The following is an 11,551-nucleotide window of genomic DNA, read 5'->3' on the forward strand; positions in this document are numbered from 1 at the left end:
GGAAACGGTTACCGAATCGTGTTGATCGTTCGTGGACAAAAAGATGATTCGCTGACACATCAACGGGCCCTTGCGCGACATTCCTCCCGGACAGAGGGTCGGACACCGAGGAGGACGGCGTGGATTTCCGGATGCTGGGTCCGCTGGAGGCGTGGCACGACAACACCCCGGTGTCCTTGGGAGACCAGCAGCAACGGTTCATCCTCGTCGTGCTTCTCTTACACGCGAACAAACCCGTGTCACCCGAACGGCTCACCGAGACGGTGTGGCCGGAGAACCCCGACCGCCGAAGCCTCGTCCGCAGCTACATCAAGAGGCTGCGCACCGCGTTCGAAGGCACCGACGCGACGATCGAGACGACCGCGACCGGGTACGTGCTGCGCGTCGACGAGGACCAGATCGACGTGGTGCGGTTCGACCGGCTGCGCGAGCAGGCGGCACGAGCGTTGCAGGACAACGACCAGCGTGGAGCGATCGAGCTGCTGCGAGCGGCGGTGGCGCTGCGGCGCGGGCGGTTCCTGGAGGACATCGACATCGACCGGGTCGGTGGCACCGAGGTGATCCCGCCGGACGAGAGCTACTACGACGCGCTCGGTGACCTGGCCGAGTTGGAGCTGGACTCCGGCCACCACCGGTCGGCCAGAGACCGGATGCGCCGCGCCGTCCGGACCGTTCCGGAGAACCAGAAGTACGCCGAGCTCCTGATGCGCGCGTTGATCGCGTGTCGCGACCGGGTCGGTGCGATCAGGGTCTTCGTCTCCGCGACCGAGGCACTCGCCGAGCTCGGCATCGAGCCGGGAACCGTCCTGCGCAACCTCGCGGAGCGCGCCCGGCGAGGTGACCCGGTCAGCTCGCTGCCGTCACGTCCAGGAGGGTTCACCGGCCGGTCCGGCGAACTGGACACGATCGAGTCCGCCGCCGCCGGCTCGGACGAACGACGAGCGGTGTGGATCAGCGGCGCACCCGGCGTGGGCAAGACCGGTCTGGCCGTGGAAGCGGCGCACCGCCTGCGTCACCGCTTCCCGGACGGCCAGCTCATGGTGCGGCTCAACGGGTTCACCCCGAACGTGGCGCCGATGTCCATCTCGGACGCGCTCACGCAGCTGCTCACCGAGCTGGGCGTGCCCGCCGAGCAGATCCCGGACACGGTCGGCCGCAAGTCCACGCTCTACCAGTCCCACCTCTACGGCACGAAGACCCTTCTGGTGCTGGACAACGCTGTCTCACCCGAACAGATCAGGCCGCTGCTGCCCGAGGCGCGGGACTGCTTCGCCGTCGTGACGAGCAGGAGGATGGGCGAGCCCGACATCAGCGAGCACGTCCGGCTCGGGCCGCTGCCGGCGAGCGACGCCACCGCGTTGTTCCAGCGGCTGACCGGTCCGCTCCGCGGTGGCAGGCCGGCGGACATCGCGGGTTTGGTGAAGCGCTGCGGGTACCTGCCGATGCCCATCACGGTGGCCGCGGCAACGTTGCGCAGGCACGACAGGTGGTCGCTGGAGCACCTGCTCACGCTGATGGACGAAGACGGCCCGTGGCGGTTAGACGGCGCCGCAGCCGTGCACGCCTCCTACCGGCTGCTCGACGAACGGCAGCAGGAGGTCTTCCGGCTGTTCGGGCACCTGCCGGGCCCGCACGTCGATCTCGTCGCCGCGGCGGCGCTCGTGGGCCACGACGTCTCCGAGACCCGCAAGCTGCTCGACGACCTGCACGAGGTCTGCCTGCTCGAGGAGATCGCGCCGGACCGCTACCAGATGCTCGACTCGATCAAGGAGTTCGCCGCCTTCGAGCCCGCTCCCGAGCACGCTTTGGCGCGCCTGCTGGACTTCTACCTCGTCACCCTGGCCAACGCGGCCGGCACCGCGTACCCGTTCGACCGCGCGGCCCAGCCGTCCGTGGACCGCGAGAGCCCGCTCAGCCTGCGGTTCACCGAGGCGGGCGCGGCGCAGGCGTGGATCACCGCCGAGCTGGACAACGTGGTCGCCGCGATCCAGCACGCCGCCACGAACGCGTTGCCCGGCCACGCGTGGCAGCTCGCCGTGCTGATCTGGCGGCACTTCAACACGGCGAACCGGTTCGAGGACTGGATCGCCACCCTGGAGCTGGCCAAGGAGACCACCGACAGCTACGGACAGGCGCACGTGTTGCTGCGCCTGGCGATCGCGCACGACCGGCGTGGTCTGCACGCCAAAGCGCTCGAACTCGCCAGGCAAGCCCTGCCGCACTGGACCGGGCTCGGCGACGTGCACGGTGAGGCCGCGACGCTCTGCACGATCGCGATCTGCACGATGAAACTGGGCTCGCACACCGAGGCGATGCGGCAGTTCGAGGCAGCGCTGGAGAAGTACGAGCAGTGCGGGGATCTTCGCGGCCAGGCGCACGCGCTCAGCCAGCTCGGCTATCTGAGCGAGCAGCACCACCAGTACGAAGCCGCGTTGCACCGGCAGGAGGAGTCGGTGCGGATCCTGCGGGAGATCGGGCATCTGCGCGGGCTGGCGCACTCGTTGGACAACCTCGGTGCGATCCAGCAGCACCTGGGCATGCTGGACGAGGCGATTCCCAACCACGTGGAAGCGCACGAGCTCGCGGTGCGGCTGGACGACTCCTGCGTGGCCGCCTACGCGTTGACGAACCTCGCGGACGCGTATCGGCTGCGCGGCCGGTACACCGAGGCCGTGCACCACCTCAAGCAGGCCTCCGACGCTGCGGCCGGGGTCGACGACGCCGACCTCAAGGCCAGGATGTTCCGCGTCCGGGCCGCGACGGCGGGCGACGCTGGTGACCGGGTCGCGGCGCTGCGGCTCTACGAGTCACTGCTGGGCCTGGCGACCGACACGGGCAACCGCACCCACCGGGCGTACGGCGAAATCGGTGTGGCGCAGTCGATGCACGCGCTCGGCAGGCACTCCGACGCCGTGGTGCACTGGGACGCGGCCTCCGAGGTGTTCGCCGAGCTCGGCCAGCCGGAAGCGGAGGAGGTGCGAGACGAGCGCGCCGCACTGACCTGTGCGTGCGGTCAGCGTTAGGCCAGAAGTCGTCTGAGGTCGGGGAAGATCTCTCGCACGGCACCGTGGTTGTGCCATCTGCCCAGGGTTCTGGTCAGCTGGTGCAGGTCCGTCCTGATGGTCGCGGAGTCGACGTGCGCCGCGTCGTCCATGATGCCGGCGAACGTGACGCAACTCTGGCCGACCTCGCCGGACAACGCGTAGGCCAGCGACAGCCTGGTGCCGAAACGAGCCCTGGCGCGACGGGACGAGGCCGGCAACAGCGTGAGCTGCCGGTCCAGCACCGCGGCCGCCTCGACGGTGAGCCCGAGGTCGCACAACGACCACCCCCTGGCCAGTTCCAGCGGATCGGGCGCGCTGGAACCGAGCACGGGGTAGGGACCCTCCTGCTCTACGGCCCCGATCGGTTGTGCGGCACGGTCGAACGCTCTCTCGGCGGCGTACCGGTCTCCCGCGAGCGCATGGCCCTGAGCTTCCCGCCTGGCCGCCAGCGCGAGCACGCGCAAGCCCGCCTGACCTATCCACTGGGCCTGCTGGGCGAGGGTGATCGTGCCGCGGGCGTCCTGCCGGTAGAGCGCCAGCCCGGCCTCGCGGACGAACGTGTAGCTGGCGATGTCCGGATCACCCGCGGCGCGGGACAGTTCCGAGGCCTGCCGGGTCCACCGCAGCGCGTCCCGCTCGTCCCCCGCCTCCTGGCTCATCCAGCCCGTGTACTCGGCGATGCGTGCCGCGAGGCGCAGCAACGTCGTGCCGGCGGGTCCGGTGTTCTCGCGCGCGAGCCCGTGAACCGTGTGCTGCAAGGCTTTCAGCGGTTCGAGGAGCAACGTCGGGCTGGTGAGCAGGCCCAGTCTTCTCAGCTGTTCGAACGAGGCGCGCATCCCGCCGATCACCAGCTCGTCCGGCACCGGTCGCGACCGGATGCCCGCGGCGGCGGCAGGTGGAGAGCTGTACAGCGCCGCCTCGAGCAGCTTGCCGCCGACGCCGAGCACGCCGTCGCACAACCTCGCGACCGTCGGCGTGGGAGGTTTGACGTCATTCTCGATCTTGCTGAGATAACCCTTGCTGTAATGAATCAGCTTCGCCAGCTGACCCATCGACAAACCCGCCGCGATGCGGTATTCCCGCAGCTGTTCACCAAAAGTTCCGGCCACGACTGCCTCCCGCTCCGGCGTCGACCGAGTACACCATCCCGACTCTCCTCAACGCAATCGCCCCGGCCACGCCACAAATGGCCGGGGCGCATTCACGACTTACCTCAGTCGTGCCACGGGTGCCCGCCGCCTTCCTGGGTCTCCGTGGTGGTCGTGGGAGGTGGCGGGGTGGTGTCGTCCGCGTTGGCCGCGACGCCGCCGGAAACGGAGGCGGCGACGACGAGTGCGGTCAGCAACGTGACGACACCGGCGGCGAAACTGGACACGGTTTTGGACATGACGAATCCTCCGAAGGAAATCGCAATTGATTCCGGGATTTCGCCCGCCGTTCTGCGGGCTACTTCGAGGATTCATCTTCAAAAACCGCGAAAACAGGTGTTTCCCGTTGCCCGCCGCAGCGGTCAACGTCCACTCCTCATCCACTTCTGGTCAACACCCGGCGCGGACGCTGACGCCCGACCGGCCGCCGGCCGGTCGCGGAAGAGGAGGTACCGAGTGATCGAGTCCTACGACATCGCGGTGTCGTTCACCGAGGAGCAGCGCGCGGTGGCCGGCGAGGTGGCCGAGGCGTGCCGGCAGCGCGGCCTGACCGTGCTGGAGGGCAACGACTCCCCGGAGGCGCAGGTGCGCTTCCTCGTCCCGTTCGTCTCCACTGTGGACGATCTCGCGGCGGGGAACGAGCACGTGCTGCCAGTCCTGCTCGGCGAGGTGCCGGAGACGTTGCCGCACACGACGTTCCTGCGCGCGGACGAGGGCCTGGTGGACGCACTGGTCAGCCGCGTCGAGGCAGCGGAAACCGCCGGCCAGGACCGGGTCTTCGTCACCGAGGTGATGTCGCTCGAGGCACCGCCGACGACCAGCAACGCCTTGCGCGACCTGGCCGAGCAGTTCGCCGTCGCGTCTCCTGGACTCACCAAGCGCGGCCTCGCCGGCACCGTGCACCTGGGCGACAGCACGATCGCCGTGCGCGTCGAACGATCGGGCGACACCGTGTACGCGGTGGAAGTCCGCGGCGACGACACGGTGAACTTCGTCGTCCTCGGCGGTTCCACCGAGCTGTTCCCCACGCTGTGCCAGCGAATCGAGGACATGCTCCGCTGAGACGCGAAAAGGGCGGTGCCCCGTCCGGGACACCGCCCTCGCCTCACTGCCGGGCTCTCTCGATCACTTCCTCCAGCCGCAACGGACTGGGCGGGTGGTAGCTCAGGCACAGCGGCGCGCGCATCCGCCGGAACCCGAACGTGTCCCCGGTGGCGTAGAACTGCCCGCGCTCCAGCCGCGAGATGTCCGCGATCGAACTCCCCTTGGCCCGCGCCATGTCCGTGGCCGCGGCGATCTGCGCCGGACTGTTCAACCGCCCGAAGAACTGCGTCGTGGCATTGCCGGTCACCTGGTTGTGCACACCCTTGGGCGCCTGCGTGGCCAGCAACAACCCCAACCCGTACTTCCGAGCCTGCGACGCCAGCAGAATCGTCGTCTGCGTACAGGCCGTCACCCCACCGGACGGCGCGATCGTCTGCGCCTCGTCCATCACCATCAGCCCACCGAGCGGCCGATCCACCGCAGGGTTCCGCTTGATCCAGGCGAACACCTCCAGCTGCAGCTGACTGATGAACCCCTGCCGCTGCTCCTCCGACGGCAACCCGATGAAGCTGATCACCGAAACCCGCGCCCGCTTGCCCTGCGCGGGCGTGAGCAGCACCCCGGGATCAGTCGGTTCTCCTTGCCCGCCAAGCAGAGGATCGTTCACCATCGCGGCCCGCAACGTCTCCGCGAGATCAGCCGCCGTGGCCGCCGCGGAATTCAGCTTGCTCACCCCGTCCGGCAACTCGGCCAGCAGATCCACGAACCCGTTGAGATCCCTGCGGTCCTCACGCGCGTACCGCTTGAGCGCCTCCTTGAGCACGGCCCTCGCCCGCACCGCGAACTTCGTCCCGTTCGCAATCCGCGCATGCGGCACCAACCTCGCCACCGCAGCCTCCACCGCGGCACTGAACTCGTCCTCATCCCCACGCACGCCGGCAAAATCCGGCAGCGGATGAAAGGCCAGCGGCCGCCCGCTGGTGCGCCCCGGCGTCCACACCACGACCTCGGTCCCCGCGATGTACTCGGCGGCCTTGGCCTCGTCCCCGGGCCGCCACTCCCCTGGCTTCTCAGGCCAGGCATCGCCGAGGCGCGCCAGGTCGTTGTTGGGATCGAGCACGATCGCCGAGACCCCGCGCAACGCACACTCCTCGACGATCCGGCGCAACAACACCGTCTTCCCGCTGCCGGACCCCGCGAACACGATCGCGTGCTTGCGCAACGACTCCAGCTCGATCCGGATCTCCCCGCCCATCCCGAGCACGATCTCGCTGTCGCTCTCCGGTCGCTGCGGTTGTGGCTGAGGTTGTGGCTGTGGCTGTGGCTTCGGCGGAGGACGTGTCTCCTGGTGGCTTGCCGCGGTCCTCTCCTGCTCCGGCAACACCGAACGCAGGAACGTGGTGCTGCTGGCCGGTTTCCGCGCCACCAGCCACGCCAGCAGCTGGTGGGTCTGCACCGCGCAGATCTCCTTGAGCGCGCTGAAGGTCCGCAGGTCGTCGTCGGTGATGTCGACACACCGGCCGCCCGCGCTCTCGAGCTCGGCGACCAGTCTCTGCGTCACCGCGCCGTTCCAGCCCTTGGCCCCGTTGCGAATGATGACCAGATGCCTGCCGCGACCTCCGCGAGTTCCCTCCGCCGCGTCCCGCGCGTCCCGCAGCTTGCGCAGCACCCGGTTGCCGTGGCTGCTGGCGATGAACCGCATGCCCCAGCGTTCCTGGGTGTCCAGCTCCTCGTTGACGGTGAGCCGCAGACCCGCGTGCAGCCGCATGTCGTCCGAATGCGGCTCAGGATGCCATTTCAGCTCGTCGTTGCCGACCTCGGTGATCCAGGACTTCAGCCCGGCCAGCAGCAACGCCGGCAGCACTTCGTCCTCATTGGACTGTCTGATGTCCACGGCCCGAATCTCCGCGGCCTGCTTCAACCTCTCGAACCTGGCGTCGAACTCCGCCATGTAGTCCGGCTCGGCCCCGACGACGACCGGGGCTTGGACCACCTCGGACGGCGGCTCCTCGCCGAACGAGCCCAGTTCCCTGATCTCGCCGTACAAACAGGCTTCCGCGTGCGCGTGCACCCGCTTGAGCAGCTGGCGCGGAGTGCGGTTCTCCCAGTTGGCCGGGGTGAACGCACTGGGCGCCACCGGCCAGGTCGGGTGCGGCGGCACGATCCCGTTGCGCTGGTAGATGACACCGAGCCAGCGCTCCACCAACCTCCTGCCGATCTCCGGATCGGCGATGGCGGCGAGAATCGGCGTCGTGGTGAAGCGGTCGCCGACGGTGTCGCTCGCGATCGACTTCAGCATCATCCACGTGTCGATCAGGCACGCCACCACGGTGACCGTGCGCCTGGTGGTCTCGCGGAGCTGCATCAGCCCGTCCGAGATGTCCGCGATCTCCTGCACCAGCTCGGGGTTGGTCACCTTCGCCCCGACCTCGTCCTGACCCTTGTTGACCAACGTGTCCAGCTGGTCGACCGCGATGACGCACGGACCGGTCATCGCGAGGACCCGTGACATGTCACGCACCAGCGCACGGGACGGGTTCGCCTCGGACGGCAGACCCCAGCGGCGGCGTTCCGCGCTCGACTCGTCCACACCCTTCAGGTAGGACCTGCCGATGTCCGAGTCCTCCGAGCCGTACAGCACGAGAGCGCGGATGGTGTCCCCGCACTCCACCGCGATCCTGGGGTCGACCTTGCGCAACGCGCTGAGGAACGTCTTGAGGTGATCAGGCGTCAGCGGTGCTTCGCCCACCACAGCACGCGCGATCTCCGGCGACACGTCCGCGCCCAGACACAGCTGGCGCAACAACACCGCGAGCTGGATGTCGCCGTCATCGTTGGCACGCCGCAGCTCACTGCGCATGGCGTCGGCGACGTCGTCCCAGAAGGCCTTGCCCGACGTGACCTCGACCAGGAAGAAGTAGCCGCCCTCCTGCTGGACGATCCGGCGAACCGTGCCCAGCAGGTGCGTCTTCCCGACGCCCTTCTCCCCTTGCAGCACCAGGCCACCGACGCTCGGGCCGACGCTGTCCCTCGCGTCGGCGATGCCCGCCCGGAGCCGGTGTTCTGCCCTGGTGTGCAGGCCGTCGACGTGGAACGGGGAGGCGTGCCATACGTCGTCGGGGGTCTCGGCCGAGTTGAACCGCACGACCGCCAGCGCCTCGCGCAGGTGCTCGGTCATGATTCCTCGATCGCCATGAGGTGCTTGTCCTCGCCGCCGATGCTGATGGCGGCCGCGTGGTCCTCGTCGGTCAGCACCTTGGTGTTCGAGCTGGGCACCAGATGGGTGGAACCGTCGCGCACCATCTTCAGCAGCGTCTCGTCCACCTCGTCGCGGCCGGCGCCGTCAAGACGCGGGCGGAGCTTCGCCAGCCGGACCCAGTCCTGGTAACCGTCGCCCAGCTCCAGGTAGACCTGCCGGATCAGCTCCTCCAGCCCACGCGACCGGATCGCCTCCACCAGCAGGCCTCGATCCCGCAGGAACGGGACCATCCGCCGGAGCAGTTCCTGGTTCACCCGCGCCTGCGGCCCCACCCGTGAGGGCAGGTCGCTCTCGACGAGGTGCGTCATGCACCACTCGATGCCCTTGTCGGTGATCTTGTGGACGAGCCGCCTGCCGTCCTTCGACGTCTCGAGGAGCTTGTCGCGGTTCACCGGGTCGCGATCCTTGGGCACGAGCGAGATCTTGTAGGTGTCCTTCAGCTCCACGTTGGGCACTTCGCGGTTGGCCAGCATCAGGACCATCAGTGCCGACTTGGCGCTGGTTGCGTACTTCTCCGGCATCACGCCGCCTTTCAGTCGGTGAACGCGTTGATTCGTCGCTCGATCCGGGCGAGCAGTGCGCTCACCTCGTTGCGCAGTGCCCCGGGAACCGCCACCCCGGTGCCGTTGCGGTGCGGTTTGCTCAGCAGCAGCAGGTCTGCCGACCGGTCGCGCAGCAGGTCCATGTCGCCGTCGTCGAGCGCACCGGCCATGCCCCGCACCGTTTCCTCGACCAGCACGAACCTCCCGGCGTACGGGAGCTGGTCCGGCACCTCGCGCAGCGCGGCCTCAGCGCTCCTGAACGCTTCCTGGTCCGGTTCCGTCTCGGCGGCGGGCGTGGCCTTGATGAGGTCGTGCAGCTCCCTTGCCACGCGCACTGGTCGTGCGGACGGTTCGAACTCCAGGTGCCGGAGGTTGCGCAGGAATCCCGGCAGCAGCTCACGATCCGTGCCACGGGTCACCACGCAGAACATCTGCCGTTGCGTGCCGTCCGGTCCGAGCGCACGCCGCGCGAACCGTTCCGCCTCGGTCAGCTGCCACCGGCTGAGCCCGCCGTCGATCAGGAGGCAGAGGTGTTCGGCGGGGTCGCCGGTGTGGTCGAGGATCTCCGGATCACCCGACACCGACCTGTCCACCTTCACGCCCAGCAGCCGCAACTCGGTGATCAGCTGGGTCGAGGTGCGCCACAACGGCCTCGGGCTGGACACCAGCAGATCCAGGTCGAACTTCCGGCGCCGCGAACGTGCGGCGGCCACATACGCGTCGCGGTTGTCCGCCAGCAGGTCAGTGCGGTCGAACTCCTGCGCGATCACCGCGGCGACGGTCTCCAGCGCGAACGAGATCTGGTTCGGTGACGGAGACTTCTCCTCCAGCACCGGCAGCAGCTCGCCAAAGCTCCAGTACGAGACGTACGGAACCGTGAGATGGCGCAGCATCAGGTCTGGCTTCACGCTCTTGACCAGCCAGTTGCGGAAGAGCGGTGCCACCACGCCGGCCGACTTCTTCTGCCATTCCGCGGCCCGCTCGTACTCGACCGTGTTGTCCAGCCGGGACAACAGGGGCATCACCTGGTGCCGTGGTCTGTCGTAGGGCAGGCGATCCCTCGCCTGGTCCGCGAGATGGGCGATGTCGACGACGTCGTTGAGGTTCTGGTCGTTGGCGGTGAACACCACCACCAGCCGATCAGGCAGCTGCGCGGTGCAGATGCTCGCGATGTCCGAGACGCCGGTGCGGCTGTCGATCAGCACGAAGTCGTATTGGGCGATCCACTCGGCGCGGCGTTCTTCGAGGAACTCGGCGAACCCGTCCTCGTAAAGCTCCTCCCAGTCGATCTCCTGCATCCGGGGCGCGTAGGAGGGGTCGAGCCGGTCGTCGACGACCTTGCCGGCGGCCATCAGGTCGAGCACGCCGTTCTCGACATCGACGCGCACGGTGTGCGAGGCGGGAGCTTCGATTTTCTGCATGAAGTCGTGTGCGAGATCGACCACACCGCTGTCAGGTGGCTGGGAAAGGTGCGGGCGGAAGTAGAGGTGCAGGCCCGGCGCTTCCAGATCCCAATCGATCGCGAGCACCCGATAGCCCCAGCGTGCGAGCAGCACCGCCGTGTTGGCCAGGGTGAAGCTGCGCCCGACGCCACCTTTGTAGGAGTAGAACGTGATCACGGTTCCGGACATCGCTTGAACCTCGGTAAGGGTGTGCGCGGAGTGACGATCGGATCGGGGCGTTCGACAATCGGCCAGTCCGGCTGCCAGTCGGGCACCTGGTCCACCAGCTCCACCAGATCACGCGCCAGCTGTTTCACTTCTTTGTGGAAGTGGATGTAGTCGACCGTCTGCTGGTAAACCGGATCAGGATGTGCGTACTCCTTGAAGTCGTGCCATTTGCGCATCCGTTCCGCGATCGGGAAGTTCTCCGAGTCCGAGTAGAGAATGGGGTAGATCAACCCCTGGGAGACCTCGCCGCTGGCCAGCCCCAGCATCTCCTCCCGCGCTCGCATGCTGTCCAGTTCCGACATGCACCAGCCGGACCTGAAGTAGTGCGGCGTCATCACCTGGATCATGATCTTGCTGTGACGCAGCGAGGTCGTCAGGTTGTGCGACCACTCCACGGCACGCGGCATGTGGCGGTCCATGTACACCTTGGGCGCGGGCGCACACTCGTCGGCAAGGCACTCGACGAGTTTGTTGTAGAAGTGGTTCAGCAGCCATTTCTGCACACTGCCCTGGCGGCTGTAGCTGATGAAGAAATCGAACTGGTAGCCGGACACAGCGCATAACGGTAGATGCGATTCACTCGCGATAAAAGACAAAAAAGTGGGCATTTGAGCCCGCTTCGACCAAAAATTGGACAAAAACTGGGCGAGCCACAGCGGGGGTCCGGGGGCGCAGCGCCCCGGCTGGGGTCTGGGGGCTTGGCCCCCAGAAAACACTAAGGGGCGAGGTGGTTCGCGCTTTCCGCGAACACACCTCGCCCCTCGGCCCTTATGGACGATACAGGGATTGAACCTGTGACCCCTACCGTGTCAAGGTAGTGCTCTCCCGCTGAGCTAATCGTCCG

8 protein-coding genes and 1 tRNA gene are annotated in these 11,551 nt (G+C 67.8%); 2 read left to right on the forward strand and 7 right to left on the reverse strand.

From position 1 onward, the window contains the following. The first annotated feature begins 119 nt into the window (after positions 1 to 119). Entirely contained in the window at positions 120 to 3,023 is a 2,904-nt protein-coding gene (locus UK23_RS19380) for an AfsR/SARP family transcriptional regulator (RefSeq protein ID WP_231114579.1), read from the forward strand. Here the strand turns inward: UK23_RS19380 and UK23_RS19385 are convergent. Next, a complete protein-coding gene (locus UK23_RS19385; protein WP_045312970.1) occupies positions 3,020 to 4,153 on the reverse strand; it encodes a helix-turn-helix domain-containing protein in 1,134 nt (377 codons plus the stop codon). The two genes, UK23_RS19380 and UK23_RS19385, sit on opposite strands and share 4 nt — an antisense overlap. A 104-nt stretch (positions 4,154 to 4,257) precedes the next feature. Then, on the reverse strand, positions 4,258 to 4,431 hold the full coding sequence (locus UK23_RS51715; protein WP_156213234.1) for a hypothetical protein: 174 nt from the start codon (positions 4,429 to 4,431) through the stop codon (positions 4,258 to 4,260). Positions 4,432 to 4,648: 217 nt separating this feature from the next. Here UK23_RS51715 and UK23_RS19390 point away from each other — a divergent pair, with 217 nt between their 5' ends. Then, the gene (locus tag UK23_RS19390) at positions 4,649 to 5,254 is read left to right on the forward strand and encodes a hypothetical protein (RefSeq protein WP_052684815.1); all 606 of its coding nucleotides are present in this window, start codon (positions 4,649 to 4,651) and stop codon (positions 5,252 to 5,254) included. A 43-nt stretch (positions 5,255 to 5,297) separates the two neighbouring features. On the opposite strand, the gene UK23_RS19395 is transcribed toward UK23_RS19390, so the two are convergent. The 5 genes from UK23_RS19395 to UK23_RS19415 form a co-directional block, all read right to left on the reverse strand. Next, entirely contained in the window at positions 5,298 to 8,414 is a 3,117-nt protein-coding gene (locus UK23_RS19395) for a helicase HerA domain-containing protein (protein WP_045312971.1), read from the reverse strand. Then, complete coding sequence (locus UK23_RS19400; protein WP_045312988.1) at positions 8,411 to 9,016, reverse strand: hypothetical protein; 606 nt, start codon at positions 9,014 to 9,016, stop codon at positions 8,411 to 8,413. Before UK23_RS19400 ends, UK23_RS19395 begins: the two co-directional genes overlap by 4 nt. An 11-nt stretch (positions 9,017 to 9,027) precedes the next feature. After that, positions 9,028 to 10,668: a tyrosine-protein kinase family protein gene (locus UK23_RS19405; RefSeq protein WP_045312972.1), complete on the reverse strand. Its 1,641-nt coding sequence runs from the start codon at positions 10,666 to 10,668 to the stop codon at positions 9,028 to 9,030. Then, complete coding sequence (locus UK23_RS19410) at positions 10,653 to 11,315, reverse strand: TIR domain-containing protein (protein ID WP_231114580.1); 663 nt, start codon at positions 11,313 to 11,315, stop codon at positions 10,653 to 10,655. The genes UK23_RS19405 and UK23_RS19410 overlap by 16 nt, the downstream gene beginning before the upstream one ends. 163 nt (positions 11,316 to 11,478) lie before the next feature. Further along, positions 11,479 to 11,550, reverse strand: a tRNA-Val gene (locus tag UK23_RS19415). Between the last annotated feature and the right edge of the window lies 1 nt (position 11,551).

It is taken from the genome of Lentzea aerocolonigenes (genome assembly GCF_000955955.1).
Classification (GTDB): domain Bacteria; phylum Actinomycetota; class Actinomycetes; order Mycobacteriales; family Pseudonocardiaceae; genus Lentzea; species Lentzea aerocolonigenes_A.

What these genes read in the sequence shown, in the direction of transcription:
- UK23_RS51715 (WP_156213234.1), bottom strand. Translation starts at nt 4,431, where the DNA reads ATGTCCAAAACCGTGTCCAGTTTCGCCGCCGGTGTCGTCACGTTGCTG.
- UK23_RS19395 (WP_045312971.1), bottom strand. Translation starts at nt 8,414, where the DNA reads ATGACCGAGCACCTGCGCGAGGCGCTGGCGGTCGTGCGGTTCAACTCG.
- UK23_RS19400 (WP_045312988.1), bottom strand. Translation starts at nt 9,016, where the DNA reads ATGCCGGAGAAGTACGCAACCAGCGCCAAGTCGGCACTGATGGTCCTG.
- UK23_RS19405 (WP_045312972.1), bottom strand. Translation starts at nt 10,668, where the DNA reads ATGTCCGGAACCGTGATCACGTTCTACTCCTACAAAGGTGGCGTCGGG.
- UK23_RS19410 (WP_231114580.1), bottom strand. Translation starts at nt 11,315, where the DNA reads ATGCCCACTTTTTTGTCTTTTATCGCGAGTGAATCGCATCTACCGTTA.